This is a genomic window from Zobellella taiwanensis (genome assembly GCF_003012795.1).
GTDB classification, from domain to species: Bacteria; Pseudomonadota; Gammaproteobacteria; order Enterobacterales; family Aeromonadaceae; genus Oceanimonas; species Oceanimonas taiwanensis.
On sequence record NZ_PXYH01000025.1, the window covers coordinates 44,973 to 60,940 of the forward strand.

The following is a 15,968-nucleotide window of genomic DNA, read 5'->3' on the forward strand; positions in this document are numbered from 1 at the left end:
GGGAGATCATGATACGTCTTGCGATTATCGTCGCCATCCTGATGGCCGGCCTGGTGATAGGACCGGATATCACCGGTCGCCAGGGCTATGTACTGGTGGCAGCCGGCAATTACACCATAGAGACCACGGTCACCGTCTTCCTGGCGGCGGCGGTGCTGTTCTATCTGCTGCTGCTGTTCATCGAGTGGCTGCTGGGCCGCCTGTTCGGCCTGAGCCATCGCACCCGCGGCTGGTTTATGGGCCGCCGCCGCCGCAAGGCGCTGAGCTATACCCAGAGCGGCATGCAGGCGCTGGTGGCGGAAGACTACGCCACCGCCGAAAAAATGCTGGTCAAGGGGACCAGGGGCAACGATTTGGCGCTGCTCAACTACCTCAACGCCGCCGCTGCCGCCCAAGCCCTGGGCCACGACGGCAAGCGCGACGACTACCTGCGCCAGGCCCACGAACAAAGCCCCGGCGCCGGCCTGGCGGTGGGCATTACCCAGGCCCGGCTGCAGTACCAGCAGGGCCAGTACGAACAGGCCCTGGCCGGCGTCCGCCAGCTGGAGCAGGAATACGGCAGCCAGCCGGCCCTGCTCAAACTGCAAAAGGACGTCTACCTGGCCACCGGCGAGTGGCAGTCCCTGCTGGCCCTGCTCGATACCCTGGACGGCAAGGGTCTGCTCGACGGCGAGGAAAAAGAAGCGCTGCGCCTGCGGGCCTATGCCGGCTGGTTCGACGCCGCCGCCAAGAGCGACGGCAGCGATGGCCTGATCAAGGTCTGGCAGGGATTGTCCCGCAAGGACAAATACGCCGCCGAGCTGCTCGCTCCCCTGTGCGACCGGCTGATCGGGCTCAAGGCCCACAAGGAAGCACAGCAGCTGCTGCTGGAAGGACTGGACAAAAAAACCGATCCACAGCTGCTGGCCTGCCTGACCCGGCTGCAGCTGGGCGACTACCACCCGCTGCTCAGCACCCTGGAGAAAAAGGCGAAGAAGGAAAGTCTGCCCGAGCTGCACTCCGCCCTGGGACAGCTGTACCTGAAGGACAACAAACCCAGGGAAGCCGAAGCACACCTGCAACAGGCGGTGGCGCTCAAGCCCAGCGCACGAGACTACGTGCTGCTGGCCGGCCTGGCGGAAAAACGCAAGGACCTGGCCAAGGCCAACGACTACTACCGCCACAGCCTGGCCCTGGGCACGGCCTGAGCCGAAGCCCAACAACGCAAAAAGAGGAGCTCAGGCTCCTCTTTTTCATTGGGAGCGCGGGCGGCTCGCCCGCACTCCATGGCATTGGCGAGCTGGCTCAGGCGCCTTTATACAGCCTGATCAGGGTGGCGGGATCCCGTTCCAGGTAGCCCTGGCCGCCGTGCTGGCGCATCAGCTGGGCCGCCAGCCCGGACATGGGAGTGGCGCTGCCGGCGCGCTGGCTCTGGGCCACCGCCATATCCAAGTCCTTGAGCAGGGTCCGCACATGCCATTTGGGATCCGGATCCGACTCCGCCGCCATCAGCGGGCCGGTGAGCTGCAGGGGTTTGGAGTCGGCAAAGCCGCCGGCCAGGGCCTCGGGGATCCTGTCCGCCGCCACCCCGCAGGCCTTGGCCAGCGCCATCATCTCCGCCAGCACCATCAGGTTGCAGCCCACTATCATCTGGTTGCACACCTTGGTCACCTGTCCGGCGCCAATCGGCCCCATGTGGGTAACCCGCTGGGACAGAGGTACCAGCACCGGGCGGATACGTTCTATATCCGCCGCCTCGCCGCCGCACATGATGGCCAGGGTACCGGCCTCGGCTCCGGCTACGCCACCGGAGACCGGCGAATCCACCCAGCCCATGCCACAGGCGGCCTGCAGTCGGGCGGCAAAGGCCCGGGTCGCTTGTGGATCCGAGCTGGAAAAATCCACCAGCAGCTGACCGGGCCGGCCATGGCCGGCCACACCGCCGGCGCCGAACACGACTTCTTCCACCACGGCGGTGTTGGCCAGGCACAGCAGCACCAGATCCACCTGCTCCACCAGCTCGGCGATGCTGGCCGCCTCAATGGCACCGGCGGCCTTCACCGCAGCCAGCTTGTCCGGGCTGCGGTTCCACACCCGCACCTCGAACCCCGCCAGCAACAGCCGTTGCGTCATGGGCTGGCCCATCAGGCCGATGCCGATAAATCCCAGTTTCATGTTTTCTCCCTGTCTTGAATACGTTTATTACCCTGATAACAGATACCATGGCGCAGTGCCAGGCACAGCCAGCAACTGAATATGAAGGGCAGGGTCAGCATGGGCAGCCCCAGCAGCAGCAGCATGCCGCTCATCAGCCCGGCGATAGTGACGCCCGCCACTATCCAGACTACCGGCAAACGATGCCAGTACAGAGCGATGGCAGCCAGTACCCCATTGTAGCCGGCCAGGCCAAAGGTAATGACATCGGTCCCGACACCCAGGCCCCAGGCGACCAGGCTGGTCAGCACACCGCCGATCACCGCCCAGGCCAGCAGGCCCGTCCCCGCCAGCAGGAGGGCGGCGCAGATCAGCAAGGCAGAGAGGCTGTCGGGCAGGAACACCACCTGGCCCACCGCCGATAACGCGAACTGGTGCCCCTCTGGCACCTCCACCAGCCGACTGCCATAGAGGTAGAGGACCGGCAATACCAGCAGGTTGAAAGGTAAGGTATACCAGGGAATACCGGCCAGCCGACGCAGACCTGCGTACAGGACGGTGCACAGCATGCCTCCCAGCACCGCCAGCGCCAGCCAGCCCGGACCGGGCGGCGCTAACAGACCGATAACCAGCCCTACCAGGCCTGCATTGAAGCCGAACAGGCCGTCCCGCCAGGCCGCCGGCTCCCAGCCCCGCCAGCGGGCCAGCAGGGTAGCCGTGGCTACCGCCAGCACCATCAGCAGTGCCATCCAGGGCGAGACCCAGGCCACCGCCAGCAGCATCAGCAGGCCGGCCAAGGGATGGTTCACAAAATAGATCTGGCTGATACCGGCCAGCATCGCGGACAACAGCGCCATCGAGGACACTCCTGCACAGAAAAAGGGAACGGCGAGAATTAGAGCAGGCGAACCGATATTGTTCAATACATTACTGTGAACAATGTTGCGGGTGGGTTAACTGGCTAAAAAGCAGGGTTAATAACTATATCCAGAAACAGGCAATCCCTGCCTCTAAAAAGAGGCCAAAGGGAGCCGCTCCGCCGACCGTGACATGCCAGGGATGGCATGTCCGAGCCCACATGGATGTGTTTATGGCGTGTCGGAGGAACGGTGCCCTTTGGCCGACTTCATAAAAGCCGGCAGACAAAGCCCGTTAATGCGCCAGGAAAAACCGGTAGGCGGGATCCTGGGTGACGTCGTACCAGGTGTAGCCCAGCTCCGCCAGATGGCTCTCGAACGAGGCCAAATCCGCGTCGGGCAGCTCGAAGGCGCAGAGTACCCGGCCGTATTCGGCGCCGTGGTTGCGGTAGTGGAACAGGCTGATGTTCCAGCGCGTGCCCAGGGTGCGCAAAAAGCGCATCAGCGCGCCCGGCTGCTCCGGGAACTTGAAGCTGTACAACCGCTCCTGCAACGGCTTGGGCGGCCGGCCGCCGACCATATAGCGCACATGGGACTTGGCTAGATCGTTGTCGGTCATGTTAGCCACCGGGTAACCGGCCTGCTCCAGCTCCGCCATGATCTGCGCCAGCTCCCGATCGCCCTCGGACAGCCGCACCGACACCAGCAGCGCCGCCTTGTCTTCCGAAGAGTAGCGATAGTTGAACTCGGTCACCATGCGGTTGCCGAGCACCTCGCAAAACTGCAGAAAGGCGCCCTTGCGCTCCGGTATGGTCACCGCCAGCACCCCTTCCCGCTTCTCGCCCAGCTCGCACCGCTCGGACACGTAGCGCAGGGAGTGGAAGTTGACATTGGCGCCGCTCAGCACCGCCGCCATGCGGGCGTGGGCATAGTCCCCGGCCTGGCTGTATTTCTTCAGCCCGGCCAGCGACAAGGCCCCCGACGGCTCGGCGATGGCGCGGGTATCCTCGAAAATGTCCTTGAGGGCGGCGCAAATTTCGTCCGAGGTCACGGTCACCACCCCGTCCAGGTATTCCCGGCACAGGCGGAAGGTCTCGGTGCCCATGCGCTTCACCGCCACTCCGTCGGCGAACATGCTGACCCGGTCCAGAGTGACGATTTCGCCGGCCTTGAGCGCCGCCTTGAGGCAGGCGGAGCCCTCGGCCTCGACCCCGATCACCTTGACCTGGGGCAGCAGCTGCTTGATGTACACCGCCACCCCGGCGGCCAGTCCGCCGCCGCCCACCGGCACGAACACATGGGTCAGGCGGGTATCCTGCTCCAGCAGCTCACGGCCTATGGTGCCCTGGCCGGCGATCACGTCCTCGTCGTCGAAGGGCGGGATCAGGGTCAGGCCCCGGGCCCGGGCCAGTTCCAGGCAATGGGCATAGGCCTCGTCGAAGTTGTTGCCGTGCAGCACCACCTTGCCACCGAAGCGGCGCACCGATTCCACCTTGATGTCGGGGGTGACCACCGGCATCACTATGGTGGCATCGATGCCCAGCTTGGCGGCGGACAGAGCCACCCCCTGGGCATGGTTGCCGGCGGAGGCGGCGATCACCCCCTTCTGCTGCTGCTCGGTGCTGAGCTGGGCAATCTTGTTGTAGGCACCCCGCAGCTTGAACGAGTGCACCGGCTGCATGTCTTCCCGCTTGAGCGACACCGGGTGCCCCAGCCGCTCGGAAATCTTCTTGAGCGGCGACAGCGGCGTCACCCGCGCCGCCTCGTATACCGGCGACAGCAGTATCCTGCGCAGGTATTCGGTGGCCGTGCGCGGTGCGGCAGCCTCCTTCAATGCCGGTTGTGCCATCGCCTTATCCCCCCAGCTTGCTGCGATCTCGCACCGCACCCTTGTCGGCGCTGGTGGCCAGGGAGGCGTAGGCACGCAGGGCGAAGGACACTTCCCGCTCGCGGTTCTCCGGGCGCCAGGCCTTCTCGCCCCTGGCTTCCATGGCGGCGCGGCGGGCGGCCAGCTCGGCCTCGGGCACGTCCAGCACTATGCTGCGGCCCGGGATGTCGATATCGATGATGTCACCGTCCTGCACCAGGGCTATGGTGCCGCCATTGGCCGCCTCGGGTGATACATGGCCGATGGACAGGCCGGAGGTGCCGCCGGAGAAGCGACCGTCGGTGATCAGGGCGCACTGGGTGCCCAGGCCCATCGACTTGAGGTAGGTGGTGGGATAGAGCATTTCCTGCATGCCGGGGCCGCCCTTGGGGCCTTCGTAGCGGATCACCACCACTTCGCCGGCCTTGACCTCGCCGCCGAGGATGCCGGCCACGGCGGTGTCCTGGCTCTCGAACACCCGGGCCGGCCCGCGGAAGGTCAGGTTGTCGTCGGCCACGCCGGCGGTCTTGACGATACAGCCGTCGATGGCCAGGTTGCCGGCCAGCACGGCCAGACCGCCTTCCAGGCTGTAGGCGTGATCGAGGCTGCGGATACAACCCTCGGCGCGGTCGTCATCCAGGGTGTCCCAGCGGCAGTCCTGGCTGAACGCCCTGGTGGTGCGGATACCCGCCGGACCGGCGCGGAACATGGTTTTCACCGCCTCATCGTCGGTGACCATGATGTCGTATTTGGCCAGCTGCTCGGCCAGGGTCATGCCCAGCACGGTATTGACCTCGGTGTTGAGCAGGCCGGCACGGGCCAGCTCGGCCAGAATGCCCATGACGCCACCGGCGCGGTGCACGTCTTCCATATGGTACTTCTGGGTGGACGGCGCCACCTTGCACAGCTGGGGCACTTTGCGCGACAGGGCGTCGATGTCATCCATAGTGAAGTCCACCTCTGCTTCCTGGGCGGCAGCCAGCAGGTGCAGCACGGTATTGGTGGAGCCGCCCATGGCGATGTCCAGCACCATGGCGTTTTCAAACGCGGCCTTGGTGGCGATATTGCGCGGCAGCACGGCGGCGTCTTCGCCTTCGTAGTAACGCTTGGTCAGCTCGACGATGCGGTGGCCGGCGGTCTTGAACAGCTGCTCACGATCGGCGTGAGTAGCCAGCAGGGAGCCGTTGCCGGGCTGGGACAGGCCCAGGGCTTCGGTCAGGCAGTTCATGGAGTTGGCGGTGAACATGCCGGAGCAGGAGCCGCAGGTGGGGCAGGCGCTTCGCTCGATTTGCTCGCTCTGCTCATCGGAAACCGTGGGATCGGCGCCCTGGATCATGGCGTCCACCAGATCCAGCTTGATCAGCTGATCGGACAGCTTGGTCTTGCCCGCTTCCATCGGGCCGCCGGAAACAAAGATTACCGGAATATTGACCCGCAGGGCGGCCATCAGCATGCCGGGGGTGATCTTGTCGCAGTTGGAGATGCACACCATGGCATCGGCACAGTGGGCATTGACCATGTACTCAACCGAGTCGGCGATCAGCTCCCGGCTTGGCAGGGAGTAAAGCATGCCGCCGTGCCCCATGGCGATACCGTCATCCACCGCTATGGTGTTGAATTCCTTGGCCACACCGCCGGCAGCCTCGATTTCCCGGGCCACCAGTTGCCCCATGTCCTTCAGGTGTACGTGGCCGGGCACGAACTGGGTAAAGGAGTTGACCACGGCGATGATCGGCTTGCCGAAATCCGCTTCGGTCATGCCGGTGGCGCGCCACAGGGCGCGGGCGCCGGCCATGTTGCGGCCGTGGGTGGTGGTGGCTGAACGATACCTTGGCATTCCTTTTAACTCCTGATATTTGCTTGAGAAAATCAGGGGCGCTCCAGGCGCCCCATCTCCATAATGGGTTTAATCCTGTACCGGGGTGAGCCAGCCCCATTTGTCCTGGGTGGTGCCATCGAACAGGCCGAAAAAAGCCTTTTGCAGTTCGGCGGTGATGGGGCCACGCTTGCCCTCTCCAAGAGTGATGCCGTCCACACTGCGCACCGGGGTCACCTCGGCGGCGGTGCCGGTCATGAACATTTCGTCCGCCAGGTACAGGGCCTCCCGGGCAATGGCTTCTTCCCGCACCTGATAGCCGGCCTCGCGGGCCAGGGTCATCAGGGTATCCCGGGTGATGCCGGGCAATATGCAGGCGGTGACCGGCGGCGTGTAGAGCACCTTGTTCTTGATCAGGAACAGGTTCTCGCCCGCGCCTTCGCTCAGGTGGCCGTGCACATCGAGGGAAATACCCTCGCTGTAGCCGTGGCGCTTGGCCTCGCCAGAAATCAGCTGGGAAGACAAATAATTGCCGCCCGCCTTGGCACCGGTGGGCATGGTATTGGGCGCCAGCCGGTTCCAGGAGGTGACACAGACGTCGACGCCGTTTTCTAGCCCTTCCTCACCCAGGTAGGCACCCCAGGGCATGGCGGCGATGATCACCTCGCAGGGTACGTCTTTCGGGGCATTGAGACCCATGCCGACGTTGCCGATAAACACCAGCGGCCGCAGGTAGGCGCTGTCCAGCTCGTTCTTGGCTACCGCTTCCCGGCAGGCGTCCATCAGCTCGGCCTTGGTGTAGGGAATCTTCATCCGGTAGATTTTGGCGGAATCGAACAGCCGCTGCACATGCTCTTCCAGGCGGAAGATCACCGGCCCCTGGGGGGTGTTGTAGGCACGAATGCCTTCGAATACCGAGGAGCCGTAGTGCAGGGCGTGGGTCATCACATGCACCTGGGCCTTGTCCCAGGGCACCATATCTCCATTGAACCAGATAAAATTGGCGGTCGACATTATTCTTTTCCTCAAGCCGTTTTTCTGAGCCGTTGTTCCATGAGCCGGGCTTCGACGCGGGTGACATCCATCAGCTTTTCAAGCTGTCGGCTCAAAAGCTGGATGGGTCTTTCGCTACTGACAGTAACCCTAATGCTGACGTTTTGACAATCGGCCGAGGTGGACATTTCCATGTCATCCACGCGAAAACCCCGGTGGCGGGTCATGCGCAGTACCCGTTCAAGTACTTCCGGGCGGAACTGGGCTTCGATATGCAAATTGTGCTGGTTCATGCTTGTTTCTCCATCATCTGGTCGTTGGCGACGCCCGGCGGCACCAGGGGCCAGACGTTTTCTTCCTCTGAAATACGGACATGCAGCAAGTAGGCGGACTCGGCGGCCAGCATACGCTGGATGGCCGGCTCGACCTCTTCCTTGCGGGTAATGGTTTCACCGGGAATGTTGAAGGCGGCGGCCATGGCCACGAAATCCGGGTTGTCGGTAAGGATGGTTTCGCTGTAGCGGCCGTCGAAGAACAGCTCCTGCCACTGGCGCACCATGCCCAGGCGCTGGTTGTCGAGCAGCACCATCTTCACCGGCAACCGGGCCCGCTTGAGGGTGCCCAGCTCCTGCACGTTCATCATAAAGGAGCCGTCGCCCGACACCAGCACAGAGGTATGCTCCGGGCGGGCCAGTTTGGCGCCAATGGCAGCGGGCAGGCCGAAGCCCATGGTACCCAGGCCGGCGCTGCTCAGGTGGTTGCGCGGGCTGGTAAAGCGCATGTGCTGGGCCACCCACATCTGGTGCTGGCCCACGTCGCAGCTGACCATGGCATTGTCGTCCAGCGCCTCGCTCAGTTGCCTGAGCATCAGCGGGGCATAGATGGCCTCGCCCGGGTGATCGTAGCGCCAGCCGTGTTCGGCCTTGAGCGCCTTGCACTGGTCGCGCCAGTCGTCGATGTCCGCCTTGCCCTGTCCGAGCCTGGGCAGCACGGCCTGAAGTTCGGCATCCAGGCCAACGTGGGCATGGCGTACCTTGCCAAACTCGGCGGCGTCCTTGTCCAGGTGGATCACCTTGGCATGGACCGCAAAGGCATCCAGCTTGCCGGTGACCCTGTCGTCAAAACGGGCGCCAATCACAACCAGCAGATCGCTCTGCTGAACCGCCAGGTTGGCGGCTTTTGTGCCGTGCATGCCCAGCATGCCCAAAAACAGCTCATCATCCGGATCCAGGGTACCGATCCCCTTCAGGGTAGTCACCGCCGGCAGACGGCAACGGCGGGCAAATTCGCGCAATTCCGCCTCGGCCCCGGCCATGCCGACACCACCGCCCACATAGAGCACCGGCCGCCGAGCGTCGGCCAGCATGGCGTTGGCTTCGGCCAGGGCCGCTTCATTCAAGGCATTGGGCGCAGTATGGCAGGGCAAGGCTGGACGGGGTTCCACCAGCGCCACCTGCACGTTTTTGGGCACGTCAATCAGTACGGGGCCGGGGCGGCCGGAGCGGGCAACCTCGAAGGCTTCGGCGATGATATCGCCAAGATCTTCAACATTTTCTACCAGATAGGAGTGTTTGGTGCAGGACAGGGACATCCCCAGCACATCCACTTCCTGAAAAGCATCGGTGCCGATCGCCGCCATGGGTACCTGGCCGGTAATGGCCACCACCGGAATGGAGTCGAGCATGGCATCGGCCAGACCGGTGATCAGGTTGGTGGCGCCGGGGCCCGAGGTGGCCATGCACACTCCCACCTGACCACTGGCTCTGGCATAGCCCACCGCCGCCAGGGCGGCAGCCTGTTCGTGGCGGCACAGCAGGTGCTCTACGCCGCCATCGTAGAGGGCGTCGTAGAGCGGCATGATGGCGCCGCCGGGATAGCCGAAGATCTGGGTAACCCCCTGCTGTTTAAGTGTCTGAACGATGTACTGAGCGCCATTCATCTGCATGTTGTCCCTGTGATGCTGCAAAAAAAAACCCCCGAGCGGTCTGCTCGGGGGTTTTGTGTCGTTTTCTGCCGGTTGTTTTACCTTTCGTCAGACCACGGAGCCCCGAGCGGAGATCTGATAATCACCACTAGGACCACGATAATGCTGACGAAACGGGCGAAGAAATACATAAACCGACCAAAAATAATTTGTGGCTGCCGGACGGTCCGGCGCGACTGGCTTATAGAACTAGCATAATGGCCTACACTAGAGCAAGACTTTATTGGCCGAAGGGGGCAATAAGGTGCCGCCGCCGCTCTAGGAATGGCAACATAAAAAATCAGGAATAACGCCATGAGCCAAATAAAATAACAAGGAGGCCGGGATGTCACTTGCCGTTGTTTTTGCCCGCGCCAGCCTTGGCGTAACCGCTCCTCTGGTCACGGTGGAAGCCCACCTGGCCAACGGCTTGCCGGCATTCAACATCGTCGGCCTTCCCGAAACCACGGTCAAGGAAGCCCGTGACAGGGTACGCAGCGCTCTGCTCAATTCGGGTTTCGAGTTTCCCGCCAAGCGCATCACCGTCAACCTGGCGCCCGCCGATCTGCCCAAGGAAGGCGGCCGCTTCGACCTGCCCATTGCCATCGCCATTCTCGCCGCCTCCGGCCAAATCCCGGATCCGGCCCTGGAGCACACCGAATTTCTCGGCGAACTGGCGCTGACCGGGGAACTGAGAGCCATCCGGGGTGCCCTGCCCGCCGTATTGTCCGCCCGGGATAACCGGCGCCGGCTGATAGTCCCGGCCGCAAACGGTCCGGAAGCCGGCCTGATTACGCCCAGTTCGGCACTGCTGGCGCCCCACTTGCTGGCCATCACCGCCTGGTTGCACGGCCAGGGCGACCTGACGGGACCACCAGCCGCCACCCAGCGGGAACAGGCCACTGAACTCGATATCGGCGATGTCATTGGGCAGGAGTCCGGCAAAAGGGCGCTGGAAATCGCCGCCGCCGGCGGACACAATCTGTTGTTGCTGGGACCGCCCGGTACCGGCAAAAGTATGCTGGCCAGCCGCTTGCCGACCCTGTTACCCCCCATGACCGAAGAAGAAGCACTGGAAGCGGCCGCCATCCGCTCCATCAGTGGTCAGGGACTGGAACCGGATAACTGGCGGCAACGAGCCTTCCGCCAGCCTCATCATTCCGCTTCGGCAGTGGCTCTGGTTGGCGGCGGCAGCCACCCCAAGCCGGGGGAAATCTCCCTGGCTCACCATGGCGTCTTGTTTCTCGACGAAATGACGGAGTTCGAACGGCGAGTACTCGACGCTTTGCGCGAACCGCTGGAAACCGGCAGCGTGTCCATTTCCCGAGCCGCCCACAGGGTCACTTTTCCCGCCCGTTTCCAACTGATCGGCGCCATGAACCCCAGTCCCTGCGGGCACTATCAGGAAGGACTGAGCCGCAGTTCGTCGGAGCAGATACTCCGCTATCTCGGCCGGATTTCAGGCCCTTTTCTTGATCGTTTCGATCTGTCGGTGGAAATTCCGCTACTGCCGCCGGGGGAACTCAGCCGTCCACGGACCCGAGGGGAAACCTCGGCCCAGGTACGGCAACGGGTATTGGCCGCGAGAGAGCGCCAGTTGGCCAGGGCCGGCAAGGTCAATGCCCGGCTCAGCGGCAGCGATCTGGACCGGCTCTGCCCACTGCAGGCGGAAGACGCGGCCTTTCTGGAACAGGCTCTGCATCGGATGAAGCTATCCATCCGGGCCTGGCATAAACTGATCAGGGTAGCCCGGACCCTCGCCGACCTTGCCGACGAGCCGCAAATCCAGCGCCGGCACCTGATCGAGGCCCTGGGTTACCGAGCCATGGACAGGCTGCTCAGCCAACTGCGGGAATGATCCCATCGCAGGAACAAGGAGAACATCATGAAAAGTGCCAAGGAGTTTGCCGCCTGGCTACATCAGCGCTTCGAAGAGGCGAAGGAAGGGGTTTACCTGACCCGGGAGGACATCGCCACCCTGTCCGGCAGGCAGCGCTTTAACCTGGAGTTTATCTCCGATATTCATTTCGAGCTGACATTGCAGGGCATGGGGTTTGTTACCGATACCCACAGGGAACGGTTTTACCTTTTCCACCTGCCCACCGCCCATTGGCAGGACCAGGGCGATCGTTATCATGACAGTCCCAACATCCATCAGATGTCACCGGCCAAGCGCAACAGCCACTGAAAATAAAAACGGCCGGTCAATACCGGCCGCACAGGCAAAAGGGCGGGCCTTACTCGGCGGACAGCAGGTATTCCACTACCCGGTAAAACCGTTCCTCAGAGCCGATTTCGCCCATATTGAGTTCGTATTTTCCCTTGACGATCAGGGTCGGCGTGCCGCGGACGTTGAAGTTCTCGGTCAGCTTGTCGTACTGGGCGACCATGCCATTGAGGGCAAAACTGTTAATCACGCCGTCGAACTCGCCGGCCTCAACGCCGTTGTCGACGAACACGGCCTTGATATCGTCCATGGAGCGGGGCATTTTCTTCTGCCGGTGGATTTGATCGAAAATAGCGGGTGTCAGCTTGTCCTCCACTTCCAGCAGTACGGCGGCGCCATAGGCACGCTGCAGCACCGGCCCCATCTCACGGCCCAGGAAAGGAACCGGCACCTTGTTGATTTCCACCTCCGGCAGACGCTCCGCCAGCTTCTCCATCAGCGGCTGGAAACTGTAGCAATGCGGGCAAACATAGGAGAAAAACTCGGTTACCTCGGGCTGGCTGCTCGGGGTTTCCTTGACCACGGTATATTCGACCCCTTTCTTGAACTCGGGAGCCGCGTTGACCAGGGGAGCCAGCAACAGCGTCAGAAAGGCAAAAACTAACTTTTTCATACACAATCCCATTCAGTAAAGGCTGCTTCAAGTTAAGTAATCAATTCCAGGACGTCAAGGACAATGGCGGTGCAGCCAGTGCCTCGAGCTGTTCCCTCAGCACGGCAATCTGCTGCTGCCAGTAGCCCTCGGTATTGAACCAGGGAAAGTTGACCGGAAAAGCCGGATCGGACCAGCGGGACGCCAGCCAGGCCATATAGTTGATGATCCTCATCGACCGCAGCGGCTCGATCAGGGCCAGCTCGGCATTGTCGAATTCCCGGACCATCTCGTATCCGGCCAACAGGCTATCCAGCTGCACCAGTTGCTCCTGGCGACTGCCACTGAGCATCATCCATATATCCTGTACCGCCGGTCCTCGGCGGCAATCATCAAAATCCAGCAACCAGGGGCCGCCCTGCCATAACAGATTACCGCCGTGGCAGTCACCATGCAGCGCAATGTCGGTAGCCGGACGATAACGACGGCAGACCTCCTCCAGCAGCCTTTCCAGCAGGGAGAAAAAAGGCTGGCGCAGGGCCGCCGGGATTTGGCCATGACGCTCCAGCAGGTCACGGGCCAGGGGCAGCTCAACAGCAGGATCCATCCGGGAGCGATGCCCAAGCGGTTCACGCTCCCCTCTCAGATGCAGTTTTGCCAACTGCTCTCCCAGGGCTTCCAACTGCTCCAGGTTATCCGCTTCCAGTTGCCTGGCCGCAATAGCCGGCCATACCGCAAACAGTATGCCCTTATATTCGAACAGGCTCTGCTGCTCCCGTTGCAGGGGCTGCACCACCCTGACCCCGTCGGCAGCCAGGGCGGCCACAAAGGCATGCTCTTCCTCTATCTGTTCCCGGCTCCAGCGGCCAGGCCGGTAGAATTTGGCCACCAGGTTGCCTTCCTCTTCATTCTTGAAGCGGTACACCCGGTTCTCGTAGCTGTTCAGGGCCATCAGCCCCGAATCCACATAAAAGCCCATTCCGGCCAGGGCATCGGTAATGGCGTCCGGTGTCAGTTGATAATAATTCATGCTGCTCCCAAAAAAGCCGCAAGAGGCTGCGGCTTTTTGATTATGACAGTTTTGGAGATATTTAGCGGGTTGCGCTGAAGAACTTGCTCTCGTTACGCACGGCTGCCTTGCTGTCGTCCGGCTCCACGCCCTGCCGGGTCATAACAAAGGTAATGTCCTGGACCGGGGAAGACAACAGATAGGGGTCGACCGACAGGCTGACCGGCAAGCTGAGCACCTCACCTGCCCGAATGCTGATTTCCGATGGGCCTATCCATTCGGCTTGCTCCAGCCCTTCCACACCCAGCTGGTAGGTCACCGGCTCCATTGTCTTGTTGATCAGTTTCAGGGTATAGGTATTCTCCACCAGGCCTTCGGCGGTTTCCCGGTAAAGCTGGTTGCGATCCCGGATGACCTCCATGTCCATGGGCATGATATTCGAAGCCAGGTAGGCAAAGGCCGCTAGCATAACCGCCATCACCACGCCGTAGCCGATAAGCTTGGGCCGGGCAACGTGGGTTTCCTTGTGACGCAGCTTGTGCTCTGTGGTGTAGCTGATCAACCCGGGAGCATACCCCATACGCTCCATGGTCTGATCACAGGCATCCACACAGGCACCGCAGTTGATGCATTCATACTGCAGGCCATCCCGGATATCGATACCGGCTGGGCACACCTGCACACACAGGTCGCAATCGATACAATCACCCAGCCCCAGCGCCTTGGGATCCTTCTTGCGCGGGCGAGGTCCGCGCTGTTCGCCCCGTTCCGCGTCATAGCTTACGGTATAGGTATCCTTATCGAACATCGCCGACTGAAAGCGCGAATAAGGGCACATGTGGGTACACATTATGGTCCGCATAAAACCGGCGTTACCATAGGTACAGAAGGCGAAGAACAGCACCCAGAACCCGGCCCAGAAGCTGGCGGAAAAAGTGAGCAGTCCGAGGGCCAGCTCTTGCGCCGGCACAAAGTAGGCGATGAAGGTAAAACCGGTAAACAGGGAGAATCCCAGCCAACACAGATGCTTGGCAGCCTTCCTCCAGACTTTGTTGACGTTCCAGGGTGCCTTGTCGAGCTGGCGACGTTTATTGGCGCTACCCTCGATTTTTTCCTCAAACCAGATAAAAATGAAAGTCCACACCGTCTGTGGACAGAGATAACCGCACCATACCCGGCCAAGAAAGGTGGTCACGAAAAACAGTCCGAACGCGGCCACCATAAACAGTAAGGCCAGCAGGGTCAGATCCTGGGGCCAGATAGTGGCACCGAAGATATGGAACCGCTGGTGTTCAATGTCCAGTAATATTGCCTGACGACCGTTCCAACCAAGCCAGGGACCGACCATGAACAGCAGCATGAAAAACCAGCCCATCTGTTTGCGCAGCCGCTGCCATCGGCCAGCCTGAGCCCTGACATAGATATGGCCTTCATCCGTTGGCCGGTGGGAACGCACGGTTGCGGTGACGTTTTTCACCTCTATCTGATTCTTGTTATCGTTCATTGATGCTCACATGTCCGCTCTGGTTGCTGCCTGATCTGCCCGACAAGATGTAACCTCTTGTTAACTTGCAGATAAAATACGAGTTATGGTGCATTCTGCGTTAAAAACGGATACAAAAAGGTGATCATGGTCACTCTTTTACCGTACCGCAACTGCTCGTGCCATCCAGGGCGTCCATGATAGGGCAATCGGGCTGGCTGTCACCATGACAACGATCAGCTAACTGCTGCAAACCCAGCAGCATTTTCTGCATTTTCTGCAGTCGCAGCTCAAGATCGGCGATTTTGGCCAGCGCCAGGGCTTTAACCTCGGCACTGGTTCTGTCCTGGTTGAGATACAGAGCTACCAGCTCCTGGCATTCATCCAGGTTGAAACCGGCCTCGCGGGCATTCTTGACGAAGCGGATCTGCCTGAGCAAGGACTCATCATAGCTCCTATAGCCATTGGCTCCACGTAGGGGCGGAGAAATCAGACCTATTGCTTCATAATAACGGATCGTTTTGGCGGTCAGGCCTGTTAGCCTGGCCACTTTGCTGATATTCATGGCAACCTCCGGAACCAGCTTGTTGTTATGGTAAAACCATAACCTTTCCCCCAATAGTAAGGTCAAGCGGCTTATTGTCCGGAAAACAAAAAACCCCGCTCTGTGAGCGGGGTTGGGTGATAGGTATCTGACTGTGACCTACTTTCACATGGCAGCTGCCACACTATCATTGGCGCGGATGCGTTTCACTTCTGAGTTCGGCATGGAATCAGGTGGTACCACAACGCTATGGCAGTCAGATAAAACTTTAAAATCATGGTGCTGATACCCAGAATCGAACTGGGGACCTCACCCTTACCAAGGGTGCGCTCTACCATCTGAGCTATATCAGCAAATTGGGTGCCTGGCAGTGACCTACTTTCACATGGCAGCTGCCACACTATCATCGGCGCGGTTGCGTTTCACTGCTGAGTTCGGCATGGAGTCAGGTGGTTCCACAACGCTATTGCCGCCAGGCATTAAA

General features: G+C 61.3%; 14 protein-coding genes, 1 tRNA gene and 2 rRNA genes. 3 read left to right on the top strand and 14 right to left on the bottom strand.

The features are described 5' to 3' along the window. Positions 1–8: 8 nt before the first annotated feature. The gene (locus tag C7I36_RS14950) at positions 9–1,187 is read left to right on the top strand and encodes a heme biosynthesis HemY N-terminal domain-containing protein (RefSeq protein WP_106454494.1); all 1,179 of its coding nucleotides are present in this window, start codon (positions 9–11) and stop codon (positions 1,185–1,187) included. A 97-nt stretch (positions 1,188–1,284) separates the two neighbouring features. On the opposite strand, the gene C7I36_RS14955 is transcribed toward C7I36_RS14950, so the two are convergent. The 7 genes from C7I36_RS14955 to ilvG form a co-directional block, all read right to left on the bottom strand. After that, on the bottom strand, positions 1,285–2,154 hold the full coding sequence (locus C7I36_RS14955; protein WP_106454495.1) for an NAD(P)-dependent oxidoreductase: 870 nt from the start codon (positions 2,152–2,154) through the stop codon (positions 1,285–1,287). Next, entirely contained in the window at positions 2,151–2,990 is an 840-nt protein-coding gene (locus tag C7I36_RS14960; protein ID WP_106454496.1) for an urea transporter, read from the bottom strand. Before C7I36_RS14960 ends, C7I36_RS14955 begins: the two co-directional genes overlap by 4 nt. Before the next feature lie 295 nt (positions 2,991–3,285). Next, complete coding sequence (gene ilvA / locus C7I36_RS14965) at positions 3,286–4,839, bottom strand: threonine ammonia-lyase, biosynthetic (protein WP_106454497.1); 1,554 nt, start codon at positions 4,837–4,839, stop codon at positions 3,286–3,288. A 4-nt stretch (positions 4,840–4,843) separates the two neighbouring features. Continuing rightward, positions 4,844–6,694: a dihydroxy-acid dehydratase gene (gene ilvD / locus C7I36_RS14970; protein ID WP_106454498.1), complete on the bottom strand. Its 1,851-nt coding sequence runs from the start codon at positions 6,692–6,694 to the stop codon at positions 4,844–4,846. 69 nt (positions 6,695–6,763) lie between these two features. Continuing rightward, entirely contained in the window at positions 6,764–7,687 is a 924-nt protein-coding gene (locus C7I36_RS14975) for a branched-chain amino acid transaminase (protein ID WP_106454499.1), read from the bottom strand. Between the two features lie 11 nt (positions 7,688–7,698). Further along, positions 7,699–7,959 (bottom strand): acetolactate synthase 2 small subunit, encoded by a 261-nt coding sequence (gene ilvM, locus C7I36_RS14980; RefSeq protein ID WP_106454500.1) that lies wholly within the window; start codon positions 7,957–7,959, stop codon positions 7,699–7,701. After that, positions 7,956–9,605 carry an acetolactate synthase 2 catalytic subunit gene (gene ilvG / locus C7I36_RS14985; protein WP_106454511.1) on the bottom strand — a complete coding sequence of 550 codons (1,650 nt, stop codon included), beginning with the start codon at positions 9,603–9,605 and terminating at the stop codon, positions 7,956–7,958. The genes ilvM and ilvG overlap by 4 nt, the downstream gene beginning before the upstream one ends. Before the next feature lie 370 nt (positions 9,606–9,975). Here ilvG and C7I36_RS14990 point away from each other — a divergent pair, with 370 nt between their 5' ends. Both C7I36_RS14990 and C7I36_RS14995 read left to right on the top strand, forming a co-directional pair. After that, a complete protein-coding gene (locus C7I36_RS14990) occupies positions 9,976–11,487 on the top strand; it encodes a YifB family Mg chelatase-like AAA ATPase (RefSeq protein WP_106454501.1) in 1,512 nt (503 codons plus the stop codon). A 27-nt stretch (positions 11,488–11,514) separates the two neighbouring features. Continuing rightward, positions 11,515–11,817 (top strand): hypothetical protein, encoded by a 303-nt coding sequence (locus C7I36_RS14995; RefSeq protein ID WP_106454502.1) that lies wholly within the window; start codon positions 11,515–11,517, stop codon positions 11,815–11,817. 49 nt (positions 11,818–11,866) lie between these two features. Here C7I36_RS14995 and C7I36_RS15000 read toward each other — a convergent pair whose 3' ends face one another. From C7I36_RS15000 to rrf (C7I36_RS15030), 7 genes are all read right to left on the bottom strand, one after another. Beyond that, positions 11,867–12,469, bottom strand: coding sequence for a thiol:disulfide interchange protein DsbA/DsbL (locus tag C7I36_RS15000; RefSeq protein WP_106454503.1), 603 nt, complete (start codon positions 12,467–12,469; stop codon positions 11,867–11,869). A gap of 40 nt (positions 12,470–12,509) precedes the next feature. Then, on the bottom strand, positions 12,510–13,478 hold the full coding sequence (locus C7I36_RS15005) for a serine/threonine protein kinase (protein ID WP_106454504.1): 969 nt from the start codon (positions 13,476–13,478) through the stop codon (positions 12,510–12,512). 61 nt (positions 13,479–13,539) lie between these two features. Next, complete coding sequence (gene ccoG / locus C7I36_RS15010; protein WP_106454505.1) at positions 13,540–14,961, bottom strand: cytochrome c oxidase accessory protein CcoG; 1,422 nt, start codon at positions 14,959–14,961, stop codon at positions 13,540–13,542. A gap of 130 nt (positions 14,962–15,091) precedes the next feature. Continuing rightward, complete coding sequence (cueR, locus tag C7I36_RS15015) at positions 15,092–15,505, bottom strand: Cu(I)-responsive transcriptional regulator (protein WP_106454506.1); 414 nt, start codon at positions 15,503–15,505, stop codon at positions 15,092–15,094. Positions 15,506–15,630: 125 nt separating this feature from the next. Continuing rightward, a 5S ribosomal RNA gene (gene rrf / locus C7I36_RS15020) occupies positions 15,631–15,745 on the bottom strand. Positions 15,746–15,761: 16 nt separating this feature from the next. Beyond that, a tRNA-Thr gene (locus C7I36_RS15025) sits at positions 15,762–15,837 on the bottom strand. A 9-nt stretch (positions 15,838–15,846) separates the two neighbouring features. Beyond that, positions 15,847–15,961, bottom strand: a 5S ribosomal RNA gene (gene rrf / locus C7I36_RS15030). Between the last annotated feature and the right edge of the window lie 7 nt (positions 15,962–15,968).

Coding starts and splice junctions, on each gene's coding strand:
- C7I36_RS14950 (WP_106454494.1), top strand. CDS start 9: ATGATACGTCTTGCGATTATCGTCGCCATCCTGATGGCCGGCCTGGTG.
- C7I36_RS14955 (WP_106454495.1), bottom strand. CDS start 2,154: ATGAAACTGGGATTTATCGGCATCGGCCTGATGGGCCAGCCCATGACG.
- C7I36_RS14960 (WP_106454496.1), bottom strand. CDS start 2,990: ATGGCGCTGTTGTCCGCGATGCTGGCCGGTATCAGCCAGATCTATTTT.
- ilvA (WP_106454497.1), bottom strand. CDS start 4,839: ATGGCACAACCGGCATTGAAGGAGGCTGCCGCACCGCGCACGGCCACC.
- ilvD (WP_106454498.1), bottom strand. CDS start 6,694: ATGCCAAGGTATCGTTCAGCCACCACCACCCACGGCCGCAACATGGCC.
- C7I36_RS14975 (WP_106454499.1), bottom strand. CDS start 7,687: ATGTCGACCGCCAATTTTATCTGGTTCAATGGAGATATGGTGCCCTGG.
- ilvM (WP_106454500.1), bottom strand. CDS start 7,959: ATGAACCAGCACAATTTGCATATCGAAGCCCAGTTCCGCCCGGAAGTA.
- ilvG (WP_106454511.1), bottom strand. CDS start 9,605: ATGAATGGCGCTCAGTACATCGTTCAGACACTTAAACAGCAGGGGGTT.
- C7I36_RS14990 (WP_106454501.1), top strand. CDS start 9,976: ATGTCACTTGCCGTTGTTTTTGCCCGCGCCAGCCTTGGCGTAACCGCT.
- C7I36_RS14995 (WP_106454502.1), top strand. CDS start 11,515: ATGAAAAGTGCCAAGGAGTTTGCCGCCTGGCTACATCAGCGCTTCGAA.
- C7I36_RS15000 (WP_106454503.1), bottom strand. CDS start 12,469: ATGAAAAAGTTAGTTTTTGCCTTTCTGACGCTGTTGCTGGCTCCCCTG.
- C7I36_RS15005 (WP_106454504.1), bottom strand. CDS start 13,478: ATGAATTATTATCAACTGACACCGGACGCCATTACCGATGCCCTGGCC.
- ccoG (WP_106454505.1), bottom strand. CDS start 14,961: ATGAACGATAACAAGAATCAGATAGAGGTGAAAAACGTCACCGCAACC.
- cueR (WP_106454506.1), bottom strand. CDS start 15,505: ATGAATATCAGCAAAGTGGCCAGGCTAACAGGCCTGACCGCCAAAACG.